A 16,621-nucleotide genomic window follows, 5' to 3' on the forward strand; every position below is an offset into this window, starting at 1 on the left:
AGAAGCCGCTCCGCAGGTATCCGCGGAACCCGCTTCTTGGCGCAGTCGGGAGGGGGTTCTAGGCGCCGAAGTCCAATGCGCCGGTCAAGTCGCCCATCGGCCGGCCACCGTTCTTCAACAGCGCGTTGTCGCGTTCCACCAGCCCCGGCAGCAGCGGCAGCGACCAGCGATGGGTGATGAAGCGCAGCGTCGACGCGGTGTCGTACTGCGTCTTGTCGACGAAGCCCTTTCTTGCGAAGGGCGAGATGACGATGGCCGGAATGCGCGTGCCCGGCCCCCAGCGGTCGCCGCGGGGCACGGTGGCATGGTCGTAGAAGCCGCCGTTCTCGTCGTAGGTGACGACGATGAGCATGTTCTTCCATTGCGGGCTCGCCTGCAGCTTGCCGACAAGCTCGGCAATGTGGGCATCGCCATCCGAGACATTGGCATAGCCTGGATGCTGGTTGAGGTTGCCCTGCGGCTTGTAGAAGCTCACGGCGGGCAGCGTGCCGGCCGCCATGTCCTTGAGGAAATCGGCGTCGAAGTCCTTGAGGTGCGCGGCACGTTCCTCGGGATGCACGGCCGGATCGAAGCGGGCGTAGTAGTTGAAGGGCTGGTGGTGGAACTGGAAGTTGGGCGACGGCGCGGCTGGCGCCGCAGCGGTGTTCCGGAAGGCCCGATCGCCTGTCGCGATGGCCGTGGTGCTGGCCCATGCGCCGCCGTACCAGGCCCAACCGAGGCCCTTGGCGCTGAGCAGGTCGCCGATGGTGGCCTGCGTCTGCGGCGGCAGGGTGGTGGCCTTGGACGGGTCGGCGAAGAGCTTGCGGCTGTCGCTGGCAGCCGGCGCGTTGCTGCTCGGCTGGTAGGGCGGCTGCATGGTGTTGACCGCGTGGAACATGCCGCTCGCATCCTTGGGCGTCAGCGTGCTGTCGTGCTTGAAGACCGGCGGCCCGTTCAGCACCGAGGCCGGCGACGAGGCCGCAGGCGTCAGGCGCAGGAAGTTGCCGTTGCCATCGACATCGACCGCCGTGACCAGGCCCTTGGCGGGCGAGTTGTCCGCATCGGCGTTCGGATAGGTCGGCACGCAGGCGCACACCAGGTATTGGTGATTGAGGTAGGAGCCGCCGAACGCGCCCATGAAGAAGTTGTCGGCCAGCGTGAATCGGCGCGCCAGCTGCCAGAGCTTCATGTGGCTGCCGTCGAGGTAGCCCATGCTCAGGGCTCCGACATCGGAGTAGGCCGCGAACTTGTCGTTCCTGCCACCGTTGATCTGCATCTGGTTGACGTAGAAGCGGTGCGTCAGGTCGCGGGTGATGGACTGGTGCGTGAGCATGGCGCCGGTGTTGAAGAAGCCGGCCGGATCATCGATGCGGTACATCCTGTTGGGCATGCCGACGGTCTGCGCCTGAGTGACCACCACGGGCTGGCCGGCGGCCGTCATGCCGCCCCAGGCGGGCGGCAGCGCCGGCAGCACCGCGCCGTCGAAGTCCTTCTGCGGCTCGGCGCCGGTGGACGAGGGGTTGACGCCGGGCACGCCGTTGGCGCCGGGAAACAGGCCGTAGAGATTGTCGAAGGCGCGGTTCTCGGCATAGATGATGACGACGGTCTTGATCGGATCGAGCGCGAAGCGGTTGCGCAGGGCGCGCGGGATGTCGCCGTTCCTGCCCGCCTCGGCGACGGCTTCTGCGATGCGTTGCAAGGACTGGGCGCTTTCTCTCTGCAGCGTCGCCCTGTCCTTGGGGTCGGCCAGCTTGACGGGGTCCGCCATGAGTCGCGCCTCGCTGACGCCGAGCCGCGCCGCGAGCGCAGCGCGTGCAGCGGCCATGTCGCCGCCGTTGGCGGCGGCCAGCGCCACCAGTTGGGTGCTGATGGCGCTCAGCACGCCGTTGGCATCGGCCGGCGCGCGAAACACCAGCGGCTGCGTGACGGCGGCCTCCGCACCGGTCACGGGGTCGATGCGCTTGCTCGACGTGCCGATCTCGGCCACCAGCGCACCCCGGCTGCCGACGGTGAAGGCGCCGTTGGCATCGGTCATGGTGCTGGCTTCACCGGCATCGCAGCGACCGTTGGCATTGGCGTCGACGCAGACCTTCGCGTTGCGGTAGTAGCCGCCGTCCGTAACGATGCCGCTCGTCGACGCACCGCTGGCGCCGCCAACACCGCCGGAACTGCTGCAGGCGGCGAGCAATCCGGCCATTGCGGCGGCGCCGTATCGGAGGCCGAACCGGAGAACAGAACGCGGAACGCGCGCGCGAGATGGATTGGATGGAGGAATCATCGGTGCATGGCGTGGTTTTTGCGGCGACGGAGTGCGACGGCTCTCAAAATGCCCCGATGGTCGGGCGCCGGAATGACAGCGTCGTGGCAGACGCGCAATCAGGGCCTGGAACATCGACCGCGCCCTCCCTCTGCAACGCGATGCTGCTACTGTAGCGGGACGCCACCGCAACGCGCCACCCTTGCAATCCTTCTCGACTCCCCGCAGCCTCGCTTCGATCTGCACCATGGGGCTTGCAGCACTCGTCGCGGTTTGCAACGCCGGTGCGCCCCCTGTTGAAGCCCCCGCGCACGTCGGCGCCGCCTACGCACCCGCCGCGGCCGGCAAGCCGCAACCCGGCGCCGCGCAACTCGCCGCACTCGGCCGCCTGATGTTCTCCGATGCCTCGTTGTCCGCATCAGGCCGCATGTCGTGCGCGAGCTGCCACGATCCCCGCCATGCCTACGGCCCGCCGAATGCCCTGTCGGTGCAACCTGGCGGCCCCGGGCTGCGCACCACGGGCGTGCGCGCGACGCCCTCGCTGCGCTACCTGCAGACGTTGCCGCCGTTCACCGAACACCATCACGACAACGACGGCGACGACAGCATCGACGCCGGCCCCACCGGCGGCCGCATGTGGGACGGCCGCGCCGGCTCGGCACACGAACAGGCCGGCCTGCCGCTGCTCTCGGCCACCGAGATGGCCAATGGATCGATCGAAGCCATCGCACGCAAGCTGGCGCGCGCACCTTACGCCGACAAGGTGCGCGCCGCATTCGGCGATGACGTGTTCGCCGACCCGGCCAGCGCGTTCCGCGCCGCGTCGATGGCGCTCGAGGTGTTCCAGCAATCGCCCACCGACTTCTATCCCTTCACGAGCAAGTACGACGCCTGGCTGCGCGGCCAGCAGAAGCTGAACGCGGCCGAGACGCGCGGCCTCAGGGTGTTCAACGACCCCGACAAGGGCAACTGCGCGTCGTGCCACATCAGCGCGGTCACCGCCGATGGCGCCTTTCCGCTGTTCACCGACTTCGGCCTGATCGCCATCGGCGTTCCGCGCAACCGCCGGCTGCCGGCCAATGCCGACCCGGCCTTCCACGACTTGGGCCTGTGCGGGCCGCTGCGCACCGACTTCAGGGACCGCGCCGACTACTGCGGCCTGTTCCGCACGCCCTCCCTGCGCAACGTGGCGGTGCGCCAGAGCTTCTTTCACAACGGCGTGTTTCACTCGCTCGAAGAGGCAGTGCGCTTCTACGCGCAGCGCGACACGCATCCATCCCGCTGGTACCCGCGTGGCAAGGACGGCCGGGTGCGCAAGTTCGACGACCTGGCACCCGCGTACCACGACAACCTGAACACCGACCCGCCATTCGACAGGCAACCGGGCGACCGGCCGGCATTGAGCGATGCAGAAGTGCGGGACGTGGTGGCCTTCCTGCGCACCCTGACCGATGCCGACCAGCGGACTGCCCGGGTGCCATGAAACCTACATATGCGGTCGTTATGGTCAGGCTTCCGTCAGCCTTGAACCACGATGACACACCCCACCGAAACGTATTCGCACGTCGATCCCGACGATCTCGACAACAACCCCAGCGCGAACACCGCCCTGCATGAACTCATCGCGACGCGCATGCACCGTCGCCATGTGCTGCGCGGCGGCGTCGGCGCCCTGGCAGCCGCCACCCTCGGACCGCTGGCGCTGAGCGCTTGCGGTGGCGGGGGCAGCAAAGGCTTTCCGATCCTGCCAGCCGCACCGGCGCCCGCTCCTTCGCCGGCACCCGCCCCGACACCCGCTCCCGCACCCGCCGCCGGCCCCACGCTCGGCTTCAATGCCGTCGGCAAGAGCCTCGCCGACACCCTCGTCGTCCCCGCCGGCTACACCGCCACCGTGATCTACGCGACCGGCGACTCGATCGACCCCGCCGTCGGCGACTACAGGAACGACGGCACCGACGCCGACTTCGCCCGCCGCAGCGGCGACCAGCACGACGGCATGCACTTCTTCGGCCTCACCCCCGACGGCAAGCCTTCCGTGTCGAGCACCGAACGCGCCCTCATGTGCATCAACCACGAGGCCATCAACGGCACCGTGGCCTTCATGCATCCGAACGGCCAGACCAACGCGTCTTCCGGCGCACGCCCCGAGGCCGAAGCCCTCAAGGAAGTGGAGGCGCACGGCGCCTCGGTGGTCGAACTCGCACGCAGCGCAGGCAAGCTGGCCGTCGTCAAGAACACCACCTTCAACCGCCGCGTCACGCCACGCACGCCGATGGTCTTCGGCGGCCCGGCCAAGGGTTCCGCGCTGCTCAAGACCCTCTACTCGCCAGACGGCACCGCCACGCGCGGCATGATCGGCAACTGCGCGAGCGGCTACACGCCTTGGGGCACCTACCTCACTTGCGAGGAGAACTTCGCCGGCTTCTTCACCCGCTCCGCCACCGACGACGCGGCGCGCAGTGCCAAGGAACTCACCGCCTTCAAGCGCATCGGCCTGAAGCAGAACGTGACCGGCGGCCAGCGCTGGTCGACCGTGGTACCCGCCGACGCCACCAACACCGAATACCAGCGCTGGAACGCCAGCAAGACCGGCACATCCGCCGACGGCATCGACGACTTCCGCAACACCCACAACACCTTCGGCTGCGTGGTGGAGATCGATCCCTACGACCCGGCCTCGACACCGGTCAAGCACACCGCGCTGGGCCGCTTCGCGCACGAGGGCGCATGGCCAAGCAACCCGGTCGTCGGCAAGCCGCTGGCCTTCTACATGGGCGACGATTCGCGCAGCGAGTACGTCTACAAGTACGTGTCCAAGGCGACCTGGAACGCCGCCGACGCCAACCCGGCGGACCGCCTCGCCACCGGTGCCAAGTACCTCGACGACGGCACCCTCTACGCCGCCAAGTTCAATGCCGATGGCACCGGAACCTGGCTGCCGCTCGACCTCGGCAACAGCGCCGTGTCGGGCAACGCCGCCTACGCCTTCGCCGACCTGGCCGACGTGCTGGTCAACGCGCGCCTGGCCGCCGACGCCGCCGGCGCCACCAGGTGCGACCGCCCCGAATGGACCGCCGTGAACCCGCAGAACGGCGAGATCTACGTCACCATGACCGAGAACCCCGACCGTGGCAATGTCGGCAGCCTGAGCAGCAACAACGTGCCCAACCCCGACGTGGAACCAGCCTTCCCGCGCTACTGGCTCGACAACAAGGGCATCACCGCGCAAAACGCGGCCACGCAGGCCAACAAGGGCGACGTCAACGGCCAGGTCATGCGCATCCGCGAGACCGGCAACGACGCCTCGGCCACCACGTTCAACTGGGACATCTACCTGTTCGGCAGCCAGGCCAGGGCCGATGCTGGCCTGGACGATGCCAACTACCAGCAGAACGTGAACCTGTCGGGCCTGTCGGACTTCAACGACCTCTCCAAGCCCGACGGCTGCTGGTTCTCGCGCGCCAGCGGCATCCTCTGGATCGAGACCGATGACAACGCCTACTACGACGTCACCAACTGCATGCTGCTGGCCGCCGTGCCGGGCACATACGGCGACGGCGGCAAGCTCGACGTGGTCAACCAGGCCAACGGCAAGCCCGGCGCCGCCGGCACTGGCCCGGTGACGGTCTCGACGTATGCCGGCAAGAAGATGAACGACACCATCTTCAAGCGCTTCCTGACCGCGCCGAAAGGCTCCGAAGTCACGGGCCTTGCCGAGTCACCGGACGGCAAGGCGCTGTTCATCAACATCCAGCACCCCGGCGAGAACACCGCCGCCGCCGACATCGCCGACGCCAGCAAGTACGAGAGCCACTGGCCCGGCAACGGCGCCGGCATCGCGGCGCCCTACGGCCCCGGCGGCGCGACGGCAAGGCCGCGCTCGGCGACCGTGATGATCACCAGGGACGACGGCGGCGTGATCGGTCTCTGATCAGGGTGCAGGCGCCTTTGGCCACAACGCCCAGAGGCGCAAGGGCTGGTTCATGCCCGCGGCCAGCCGGCCCGCCTCCGGCCCGGTGCCGGCGAAGTAGTCGGCGCGCACGGCACCGGTGATGGCCTTGCCGGTGTCCTGCGCCACCACCAGCTTCTGCAGTTGCGCGGCCGGCCCGCTCGAGGCGAGCCAGACCGGCGTGCCGTAGGGAATGCTGTCGCGATCGACCGCGATCGAGCGCCCGGCCGTGAGCGGCACGCCCTGGGCGCCGCGCGGACCGGCCGAAGCCTCCAGCTCGCTCATCTCCTCCTCGCGGAAGAACACGTAGCGCGGGTTGCTCCACAGCAGCTGCGGCACGCGCTGCGGATTCTGCGCGGCCCAATCCTTGGTGTCGTCCGGCCACTTGCCGGCGCGCACGCCCTGGTTCGTCAGCCACTGCTGGATGCTCTTGTAGGGCTGGTCGTTGGTGGCGGCGAAGGCCACGCGCACCACGCGCTGCGAGCCGTCGGCCTCGGTGAGGCGCAGGCGGCCGGTGCCCTGGATGTGCAGCATCATCGCGTCGATCGGGTCGGCCAGCCAGGCGATCTCGCGGCCGCGCAAGGCGGCCTGCGCCTCGGGCAGCGTCTCGATCTGCTGGCGCGTGTACCAGGGCTTGCGGATGGCGATATCGCCGGGCGCGCGGTAGAGCGGCACGCTGAACTGCGCACTGGGCCGGCGCGCGGCGTCGTACACGGGCTCGTAGTAGCTGGTGAGCTGGCCGTCGCTCTGGCCGCTGAGCGACTCGACGCGGTAGGGCTGCAGCCGCTCGGTGATCCATTGCCGCTGCGTGGGTGCGTCGGCAATCGCCAGCCGGCGCACGTCCTGGCACAGCGGCGCGATGGCCGCATTAGGCCGGGTGCAGTTCGAGACCAGGGCCACCCAGCCTTCATGCAGCGGGTCGTCGCCGAAGCCGGGCAGGTCCGTCCAGGCCACCGGCACCCAGCGACTCTTGGGATGGGCCAGCGAGCCGGTGAGCGGCGGCAAGGACGGCGGCGGCGTGACGCTCGGCGTCACGGCGACATCGGGCGTGCGCGGGCCGAACGAGCACCCCGCCATCAATGCCACTACCATCGCGGGCCCACCCAATCGCCACAGGAGTCCTTTTTTCATGGGCCTGATTCTGCTCGAAGCCTTTCTCGCGGGCGCCGTGTTCGTCCTGATCGTCTGGTGGACGATGTTCTCGGGACGCAAGGGCGGCGAGATCGACCATGGCGACGACGCGCCCCCTGCGGCCGAGGACGCCAAGGCGTCGAAGCGTGATTGATTTGTTGTAGTAGTCGGTCCTGTCAGCGCGTACTCAAGCACGCTGGATGCTATCGACTTGATAGCACGCAATGGCTTGGCCATGGGCCATTCCGCTGCTTTTTCCATGCCGCCCTGTTTACATGCGGACACAAAAACACCCCGTAGACGTTCCCCATAATCGTCGGCTCCTCCTTGCCACTCTCTCCGAAAGGGAAACCATGAAAAAACTCGTTCTCAGCACTTGTGCCCTGGCCGTCCTGCTGACCGGCTGCGCCGGCATGTCCGACACGCAGAAGACCACAGGCACCGGCGCGGGCATTGGCGCGCTCGCCGGCGCGGCCATCGGCTCCGCCACCGGCGGCAACCGCCAGGCCATCGCCGGCGGCGCGGCTCTCGGCGCGGCGGCAGGCGCGCTCGGCGGCTACCTCTGGTCGCAACGGATGGAAAACCAGAAGAAGGAAATGGAACAGGCCACCCAGGGCACCGGCATTGCGGTGTCGCAGACCGCCAACAACGAACTCAAGCTCGCCATTCCGAGCGATGCTTCCTTCGACACCGGCCGCGCTGCGATCAAACCCAACTTCGCGCGCGTGCTCGACCAGTTCGCCACCGGCCTGCGCAACAACGCCAATGCCGAGGTCAAAATCATCGGCCATACCGACAGCACCGGCACCGACGCCATCAACAACCCGCTGTCGGTCGAGCGCGCTGCCAGCACGCGCGACTACCTGATCTCGCGCGGCGTGCGTTCCAACGCCTTCAACATCGACGGCCGCGGATCGCGTGAACCGATTGCAGACAATTCCACGGATGCCGGTCGCGCACAGAACCGCCGCGTCGAGATCTACGTGGGCGAGCGTCCGCCGCAAGGCTGATAATCGCCAGGCGCCGCGGCCTCGACGCCGCGGCGCCTTTGCAAATAGTCATCAGGGAGAGCATTCAAATGCAGAAAAAAGTCCTTCTGGGCACGACGCTCGGCGCGTTGCTGTTCATCGCCGGTTGCACCACACCACCGCCCCCACCCAAGCCGGAACCGGCGCCGGTCGTCCAGACCTACAGCTGGACCACCCAGCTCGAAGCGCTCAAGAAGGCCCTGGAGGAGTCCACGCGCGGCAGCAGCATCAAGATCGTCAAGACCGCCGACAACCGCCTGCAGGTGACCTTGCCGGCCGACACCTCGTTCGACGTGGGCCGCTCCGTCGTCAAGCTGAAGCTGGCGCCGGTTCTCGACCAGATCGCGGCCGGCCTGCAGAAGAACCCGGCCATCGCCGTGTACGTGGTCGGCCATACCGACAGCACCGGCGGCGCCAGCACCAACGAGAAACTCTCCGTCGCGCGCGCCACCTCGGTGCGCGACTACCTGGGCACCCGCGGGCTCGCCGTCAACCAGATCACCGTCGAAGGCAAGGGTTCGCAAGACCCGATCGCCGAGAACACCAGCGCGGCCGGGCGTGCGCAGAACCGGCGCGTGGAAATCTTCGTGGGTGAGCGGACGAAGCACTGACTCGCAGGCGCAGCAGTACCTCGCTCGATTGCAGACGGCGCTCGCTTGGCGAGCGCCGTTCGTGTGTTCGAGGGCTGTTCCGCCTCGGCCAATCGCTCCCCGAGCATCAGCGCAGGCTTGATGAACAAGACCTTGCGCAGCGCCGCGTGTTGCCCCAAGGGTGCTTTCATGCGGCCTGCCCGGTCCGGCTTGTCAGGATGGTCGAGGGATCGAGGCAGAACCGCTTCTGCGATGCAATCAGGAGCGCGCCGCAAGTCGTCTTCATCGATTCAGTGGCGATCGGGATGCCATGAACGACCGTGCGAGCGGAGCCTTCCGCAATTTGATGCACGCCGAAGCATCGAGGGCACACGACTTTGTGGCCGACGCCGGAAACAGGGACGCCATCGATCTTGAAATCATCGATGCCTTCGATGACGAAGCCGCCGTGGGTCGTCTTGTCGCCGACCATGATGACCGGCAGGCCTGAACCGCCCGAGCTCAATTGACTCTCCCGCTCGGCGGGGGGCAGATCATGCACACGATGAGCACGATCGGAACGTTGATGAATCCGACGCAGACGGCAATAAAGCCCGGCAACGTGAATAGCAGCGCAATGCCAGTGTGCGTGGTAACGGTGAGCAGTGCCACGACAAACAACGCGACGCTTCCGACGACATAGCGTTCTGTCCACTTGCTGGGTGGGTCTTGACTCATATCGATCTCAATTCTTGTAGTTGCCCGGATCGATCGCCGGCGTTACGTTGCTGCGGAACACGTTGCCTCCATCGCTGGACTGCTGCGCCTTGCGCTTGTCTGGCGGGGGAGGCGTGACGAAGACGATGCTGGCTTCGCCGGGGTCGCGCATGTTGATGGCCGCGCTCGCGCCGCCTTCGAGGTAGCTCCCCATCGTGCCGATGGCCATTTGAACGAACCAGGTCGCGGCGCCCGTGTTGCCGAGGCGCGCATCGGTGTTGATCCAGCGGTCGGGCTTGGCCGCGTCGATTTCAGGGCCACCCTTGGCGGTCCAGCCGCTGATCAGGCTGGCCAGCTCGATGGTCTGTTCCGGGTTGCCTCCTGTGGCCGTCACAACACGTGCGGGCGAGGCTTTGCGCTCTCCCTCCGGCAGCGTTTGCAGGGCTTGCTGCCAGCCGGTGGCGAGTGCTGCTTCTCGCTCGTCACGGCGCGTCAAGGGTTTGCCTTCCGCATCGGCCATCTTGACGAAGACCGGGCGATGCAGATAGCCCAGGGTGGGCAAGCGATCGAAAGCCGCGAACTGGTACCTGCTCCAGGGGATCGGGAACCAAGGCGTGGGCTTGAAGTCGCGCGGCAGGCGGGTGGACCATGGGTTGACTTCGTTGACCAGGGCGGACGCGCCCTTTGGGTAGATGTCGGGGCGCTGGGCGAAGGCTGCGGTTTCCTTGAGCCAATCTGCGACGCTCACGGAGCGCCTCAGCTCGTTGTAGCGCAGGAAGAGGCGACGCCCGAAGCCGCGGCGATTGATCTCGTCGATGTCGAAGTCGTTTTCATTGATGTCTTCGAAGGCGAAAGGACGCAGCGCGTCGAGTCGCTCTCGGCGCGCGAGAACGAACACGGCAGTGGCGTCGGGTCGCTCAAGTACGTAATAGCCGTCGCGGACGAGATCCGGCGTGCCGGGTGCGCGATAAGTGTCTCGCGATCCCATGTCGTCATTGGCTGATACAACCACAAAGGGCACTTCAGGGTGCTCATCGAAGAACGCAAAAACCCTTTCCAGCAAACGGTCCGGGCGTTCAGACAACTCCCAAGGCGCCGTGACGAAAAGCATGCCCCCCATACCGACGGAGCCTGCGCCCGCAACCAATCCCGCCCAAGGTCGAGGATCACCGGAATGATCTGGCGCACCGGCAGAGAAGGAGGGCACGCCCCAGTAATCGGGTATCCCTTTTGCGCCATTTTCCAGCGCGTCATAGGCCCGCCCACCGGATGTGCCGATTTTGTCGGTGCCGCTCCAGTCATACTTCCGCGGATCCAGCTCCCGGGTTGTGGCAAATGGATGCCCTTGCTTCAGCACATCCCATAGCGCACCTTGGCGGAATTTGTCGAGAGTCACACCCATGCCGATGATTTCGAGAACACAGTCGGATGAGGCCGCCTTGGCAGGCCCGGCAGTGGGTTGCGGAGCGCTCTGCCCTGGCTCCATGTTTGCGATAGCCGAAGGGCCCAACCAGCGCCAACCTGCAAATACTGCCAACGCAACCACCGGCACAATCAACCACGCCCACATCTTGTTTGTCATTGCACGCTCCGGATACGGAAAAAGTTCTGGTTGAAGTAGCCAGATGCCACCGAGTGCCCACAGCGGAAACACAATTGCTAAGGCCAATAGGGTCGCCAGCGCCGGGCGCCAGTGTTTCGATTCAACTAGAGCTGACTTCATGTCAACGCTCTCCCCTCATCCTCGTCGGCCTGCGCGACCTTTTTCGCCCCTTGTGTCACCTGCTTGCCATTCATGGTTTCGCACACCACTAGCGAAGGCAGACCATCAGGCAACACCGGCAAAATTTCCGGTAGTTTTCCGTTGCTGTAGTACTCGCAGTTGCCTCGGATGAGTTCCTGTCGCCATCCGGCCTCGCCAGCGAAAAAGCAACCGTAGAGGCTCATGAATCTCCCCCACTGCATGATGCCCGGCCGCGAAATCCATCCGTGTGGCATCAGCGTCAAATCCTGCAACCGCCAATCGGCGACCGCACACAAATATTGGTAGAACAGCGGATCACTCGGCGCCTTCCCTTGCCCTATCGCCACGTCATAAGCCGTTACGTTCCGGTGGTTCGCCCGGCTGCCGAAGATCGCGCCATGGAATGAACGACCCGACGCCGAGTTCTGCCAGCGCAGGCGCATTTCATCGGGCGATTCCAGGCGCTTGATCAGCAACTGGCCGATAGGCCTGCTGGGTCCAGAGTTGCCTTCCATGCAGAGATACGCTTCCGCCACTACGCATGACTGCGTGTTCGGCTTGCCCGCGTTGAGCACCATCTCCACGTGCGCGCGCATCCAGTCCACGCGTGCAACCCTGTACGGGTAGGTCGCCTCATTGGGGCTTTGTTGTATTTCACCGCGCGTCATCAGTTGTTTGGCGTCAGCGTCCGGATTGCGCATGACCTGCCAGATGTAGTGATCTTCATTGCCTTGCAGCACGTGATCGCCGGCTTTGCCGTAGGCACTCGTAGCAGCGATGGAAGCATCGATGGGGTCAACCTCCTCATACGCGCCGACTGGCGCATTTCTGGCGACATCGAGGGGAAGGTCACTGGTCTGCAGCGCGCCAGCGTAGAGGTCCGCTGTGACCTTTTTTTGCAGGGGCTCGCCGTTGATGGTGCGCCAACCCTTTCGCGCGACGGCTTCTGTATCGAGTCCGGAACCTGCCGGGGCTGGTATGGGCTTGCCGGCGCTGTCGGCGTTCGCCTGTTCCAGCTTCTGGCGCGCGGTACGAGCCATGCCGGTCATTCCGGCCGCGTGGTCGAACCCGCTTTCTCCCTTCACGAGCAAGGCGAAATCGTGGACCTTGTCCTGCCCGATAAGCACGGACTGACCGGCGCCTGGGTCAGGGCGCTTCTTGGCGGTGAATACACGCTGGAAGAATCCGCTCCCCAGTTCCTTGAAGGGCTCTCTGAGGTGTTGCACCGGCCCTGGAAGGGGTGTGCTGGAGCGCGGTTCAATCTTCACACCGAGCTTCGTCCCGCGTTGGAAATCAGGCACGCCTTGCCAGCCAATGCCCTGCATGCTTTGCAAAGCCACCGTCATGTCTTCCGGGCAGAAGTAGAGGTAGACCTTGCCGCGGTTGTCCCGGTCCTTGCCGGGCTCCCATTTGCTGCCGACCACGCCCCGGCACTTTGCATCGCCCAGTGCGGTGAACTGCGGCTCCTGATGCTTGCTGGCGTGCACGTGCTTCACGATGTTGGCCAAGGTTTCCGCCCGGGCACGCAAGGTCTGGCCGTCCTGCAGGTACTTGTATCCGCCCTTCATTGCATCGTCCCCGTCCGCGCTTGCCAGGTCCACGGCGTCGGCCATCCATGACACATCGTCGACCAAGCTGTAGGGTGGATGGGTGATCACCACGGTGTCGGCGGGGGGTAGCCCCTTTTGCTGCAGGAATGCCTGCGCCAGCAGGCTGATGAGGCATCCTTGACTGTGCGCCACGATGGACACCGACTCATCCGCGTCGTAGTCGCGAATCATTGAAATCAGCGCAGCCATTCGTTGGGCCGCCAGGATCATGTACATGCGCCCTGGGTTGCCGAGAACAGGCCGCAGTGGGTCGCCAGCGGCCATGTTCAGCAGACCCAGTGCACCCCACTTTCCGCGACCCCACATGTCGGGAATGGTCGCGGTCGCGTTGGCAAACGGGCCACCGCCCTTGCTCAAGTCCTTGTCCAGGCGGTTGCCGAAACGATCGACGGCTTGCCCGTGTTTGGTCTGACTTCCTGGCCTGGCCTTGGCATCAAGCTCGCGGAATCCCCAGTAAAACGGAATGAGCGGGCTCCGCGTGCTGTCGTCGATCTTGCGCTTGAAGAAAACGGCATCCGGATCGACGACGAGTTTCCCCTTGTCGTCCTTGGCCGGCATCCGATAGACACCTGACGTGAAGGGCCGACCCAGTCGATCGGCGAGTCCGTCACACAAACCGCCTTCGACGGAATCGAAGGACGTTCCCACATCGTTGACGCCGTGAATGACGATGACCGTGCCCGGCAAGTCCGGCGGGACAGCCACCTTCTTGTCCGCCACGCGATCCACCTGCAAGCAACTTGTATCGCTGGCGACGGCCTGCTTGGATTTCTCGTAAATGCTGCCCATGAATTCCGCTCCCTGTCTGCTGTATGTTTTTTTCGTGGCGCTTTTGCCGGCGCTCAGTCGTGAAAGATCTGGATCGCCGCTATCTGCATGGCCTCGCTCTTCAGAAGCTCGGTCAGGCCGCCTCCATCGCTGGTCCCGGCCTTGACGCTGCCATCCGCCATCCGGATCTCGTAGCGGCGGTTGGCCGCGGGGCTGGACTTGTCGCCGTCAGCACCTTCGTAATGCAGGCGAAACTTCTGGTCAGGCGTGCCTTTTTCGAACTGCGGCAGGTCCGTGCTTTTGGTTGCCGGCCCCGTGCTGTTGACGCTGGCAGACTTGAAAATGATGCCGCCCTTGGTGCCCAGCACGATGTCATCGCTGATCTCGATGAAGGCGCCACCCTCCGTGATGAAGGTGAACTTCTTGGCCATGCCGACGATATTGCCGTCAGTGGCGGTCCACTTGATATTCTTGGCGGCGTTGACCTCGAAGTCGTCGTGCTGGCTCTGCAGCAGGAACTTGCCCTGGTTGGCAATCGCCTTGATGCCGCCGCTGTGCGCGAACAGGCCAATGCCTTGGCCTGCGTTGACGTTGAAACGCTGGCCAGCGGTGTACTGCATGTGCTTCTGCGCTACGGCGTCAGCATTGATTCCGGCATAGCTCACGAAGGACTTCGACGTGGCAACGCTGATGCCCCCTGGCGCGGTGATGGCCACCACAGGCGCGCCGCCGTCCATGCCGTTTTCGTCGGTGTTGGACCCAGCCTCCCAGTTCTTGACGCTGTCCTTGAGTTCGGCCTGCGGCTTGTCGTCGATGGCCATCCCCTCATGTTCGCTGGCGTATTGACCCAGTGCCTTGAAGAGGTCGAGGCAATCCTGCATCAGGCCAAGGTACTCCGACCGAGCCAGTTGCTTGTCGTTGGCGTTCAACTGCTTCCAGGCTGAGATCAACAGGGCCTTGGCAGAGCGGATCGCCACGCTTTCATCGCTGCGCAACTCCGCGCCTTCCCCGCGCGGCGTGGCTCGGCCGTCGGTTCGTGGATGGGTGAGAAAGCCTGCGTTGAGTTGCGTGTTCGCGTGCGTGGTGCCGACCTGCACGCTGACCTGGCCCGGGCTGTCGTCGTAGCGTGTCTGGCTGAAGCCGCTGCCGTGAATCTCCTTGGTCTTGACACCGGAGAGATAGCGATTGCCGGGCAACCGGCCGGCGTTGCTGAAGGTGGGCGGCGGGTTGCGGCCGTTGTAGACAAGGCCCACGATCACGGGCTTGTCCGGGTCGCCGCCCAGGAAGTTCACGATGACTTCCATGCCCTCGCGCAGTGGATAGAACTCGCCAAAGTTCGCGCCGGCCATCGCAAAGCCCGCGCGTACCCAGCCACTGTCGCGGTCGGTTCCACTCGTGCCGGCGCCACTGGAATGCGCGTGGTCTTCCGGGTTGTAGCCCTGGAACTGGATCTTGAAGCGTCCCTGCTCGTCACACCAGACTTCCTCGCCCGGGGGTGCCACGACGAGGGCGGTCAGCGGGTACACCGGCGGCAAGTCTTCGCCCGGATTCCACGCTGGAACGATCGGCGTATCGCGCCGGACCGCCTTGAATTGATTTCGGTAGCGCCTCTCTTCGTCCAGGGTGTGCTCGCTCCTACCGATCAACAGATTGATGCGAGCGTCGAGTTCCTTGGGAAGGTTGTTCTCGCCGAGGTGCCGGATTTCGACAATCACGTATTCACGCTCGTGCGCTGGGTGCGCATCAATCGTCGGATGCCCGTTGATATGGATGTATTGCCCCACCGGCAGGTCACGCACACCGCTTTCGCCATGCAGGGTCTTCGATGCAAGGGCATGTCTGTTCGCGCGCAGCCTTGTGCGGCGCATGTGGTCTGCGGAGTCGTCGGCCGCATGAGGCATTTCGATCTGGCCGTCTTGCAATAACCGGCTGAATGCATCCCCGCCTTTTCCCTGATCCACGCCCGTCGACTCGGTGGCTTCGGTCATCTGGACGGTCTTGTAGTCCCAACTGCGACGCGACACACCTGCAGGCGAAAGCTCGCGCTCGAAGACGAGGCCGGTGATGGCATCGCGCCGCTCGGTAGCGGCGTCCCGGTGGAACTGGACGATCCCGCCAGGGTAGGCGTCCAACCGGTAAGCATCGTCGAACAACACGAGCTCATGTACCGGTGTGCCCTTGCTGTTTTCAGCGGGACGGAAGAACCACGCGATGCCGGAGCGCTTCCACAGACGACCCAGGAAGGCTGCGTCGCTTTCATTGCATTGATGCACGAACTCGCGCTGCGGATAGCGGGCAGGGTCGATGTGCTTGATGTCGTACTCGAAAGCCCACGCCAGCGCCGTGCTGCGCTGGCGCCATTCGATCAGGACGGTCTCCGTGATCTCCAAGTCGCTCTTGCCGCGAAATATCCTGGAGTTCCTTCTGCCGCGCATGATCTGGACGGCATCGGTGGCGGTGAGTTCGTAGACCGTGAGCGCACCATCGGACTGGCCGAGCTTCGCGCCAGTGACAATCGCGCAGATGCTGCGCAAGCCACCTGTGTCCGTGACGAATTGAACCTCGACCGGTTGGCCGATGAAGGTCTTGAGGGGGAGGTCTGCGCGTGTGCTCAGGCAGGTGAGAAGGGCGTCAATGCCCTCGCATATCGCTTCACGTATGTCTATACGCTGCAGGAGAAGAACATCGCCGAGGGCATTTGATCTCCCAAGCTTGAGCCGAAGCGCTCGATCGGATTGAGACAAGCCCTGACCCGCGAACAACTCGCGCAACTCGGCAACGTTCATGACCTTCACTCCCTAAAAGCTATTTTTTTTGATTGACCCGAAAGTCTACATGCCCGGGCCATTGGCGGGCCGGGCAGGCGCGC

At 65.1% G+C, this 16,621-nt stretch carries 12 protein-coding genes; 5 read left to right on the forward strand and 7 right to left on the reverse strand.

Annotated elements, in window-relative coordinates:
• Positions 1–58: 58 nt before the first annotated feature.
• A complete protein-coding gene (acpA, locus tag HCU76_RS13350; protein WP_218509571.1) occupies positions 59–2,176 on the reverse strand; it encodes an acid phosphatase in 2,118 nt (705 codons plus the stop codon).
• 307 nt (positions 2,177–2,483) lie between these two features.
• On the opposite strand from acpA, the gene HCU76_RS13355 reads away from it, so the two are divergent.
• Both HCU76_RS13355 and HCU76_RS13360 read left to right on the forward strand, forming a co-directional pair.
• On the forward strand, positions 2,484–3,719 hold the full coding sequence (locus HCU76_RS13355) for a cytochrome-c peroxidase (RefSeq protein ID WP_213959419.1): 1,236 nt from the start codon (positions 2,484–2,486) through the stop codon (positions 3,717–3,719).
• Positions 3,720–3,770: 51 nt separating this feature from the next.
• Positions 3,771–6,167 carry a PhoX family phosphatase gene (locus HCU76_RS13360; protein WP_218509572.1) on the forward strand — a complete coding sequence of 799 codons (2,397 nt, stop codon included), beginning with the start codon at positions 3,771–3,773 and terminating at the stop codon, positions 6,165–6,167.
• Here the strand turns inward: HCU76_RS13360 and HCU76_RS13365 are convergent, their stop codons facing one another.
• The gene (locus tag HCU76_RS13365; RefSeq protein WP_218509573.1) at positions 6,168–7,316 is read right to left on the reverse strand and encodes a murein transglycosylase A; all 1,149 of its coding nucleotides are present in this window, start codon (positions 7,314–7,316) and stop codon (positions 6,168–6,170) included.
• Here HCU76_RS13365 and HCU76_RS13370 point away from each other — a divergent pair.
• From HCU76_RS13370 to HCU76_RS13380, 3 genes are all read left to right on the forward strand, one after another.
• Positions 7,315–7,470, forward strand: a complete 156-nt coding sequence (locus HCU76_RS13370; RefSeq protein ID WP_213959372.1) for a hypothetical protein — start codon at positions 7,315–7,317, stop codon at positions 7,468–7,470. The two genes, HCU76_RS13365 and HCU76_RS13370, sit on opposite strands and share 2 nt — an antisense overlap.
• Before the next feature lie 199 nt (positions 7,471–7,669).
• Positions 7,670–8,326 (forward strand): OmpA family protein, encoded by a 657-nt coding sequence (locus HCU76_RS13375; RefSeq protein ID WP_213959371.1) that lies wholly within the window; start codon positions 7,670–7,672, stop codon positions 8,324–8,326.
• 68 nt (positions 8,327–8,394) lie between these two features.
• Complete coding sequence (locus HCU76_RS13380) at positions 8,395–8,955, forward strand: OmpA family protein (RefSeq protein WP_218509574.1); 561 nt, start codon at positions 8,395–8,397, stop codon at positions 8,953–8,955.
• A gap of 166 nt (positions 8,956–9,121) precedes the next feature.
• On the opposite strand, the gene HCU76_RS13385 is transcribed toward HCU76_RS13380, so the two are convergent.
• The 5 genes from HCU76_RS13385 to HCU76_RS13405 are packed head-to-tail and all read right to left on the reverse strand — an operon-like array spanning position 9,122 to position 16,538.
• Positions 9,122–9,439 (reverse strand): PAAR domain-containing protein, encoded by a 318-nt coding sequence (locus HCU76_RS13385; protein ID WP_256354160.1) that lies wholly within the window; start codon positions 9,437–9,439, stop codon positions 9,122–9,124.
• Positions 9,436–9,651: a hypothetical protein gene (locus HCU76_RS13390; RefSeq protein ID WP_218509575.1), complete on the reverse strand. Its 216-nt coding sequence runs from the start codon at positions 9,649–9,651 to the stop codon at positions 9,436–9,438. The genes HCU76_RS13385 and HCU76_RS13390 overlap by 4 nt, the downstream gene beginning before the upstream one ends.
• Positions 9,652–9,658: 7 nt before the next feature.
• The gene (locus tag HCU76_RS13395) at positions 9,659–11,353 is read right to left on the reverse strand and encodes a DUF2875 family protein (protein WP_218509576.1); all 1,695 of its coding nucleotides are present in this window, start codon (positions 11,351–11,353) and stop codon (positions 9,659–9,661) included.
• Entirely contained in the window at positions 11,350–13,773 is a 2,424-nt protein-coding gene (locus HCU76_RS13400) for a DUF3274 domain-containing protein (RefSeq protein ID WP_218509577.1), read from the reverse strand. The genes HCU76_RS13395 and HCU76_RS13400 overlap by 4 nt, the downstream gene beginning before the upstream one ends.
• Positions 13,774–13,826: 53 nt before the next feature.
• Positions 13,827–16,538, reverse strand: a complete 2,712-nt coding sequence (locus HCU76_RS13405; protein WP_218509578.1) for a type VI secretion system Vgr family protein — start codon at positions 16,536–16,538, stop codon at positions 13,827–13,829.
• Between the last annotated feature and the right edge of the window lie 83 nt (positions 16,539–16,621).

The sequence above is a fragment of the Variovorax sp. dw_308 genome (genome assembly GCF_019207085.1).
In the GTDB taxonomy this organism is placed as follows: Bacteria; Pseudomonadota; Gammaproteobacteria; order Burkholderiales; family Burkholderiaceae_C; genus Variovorax.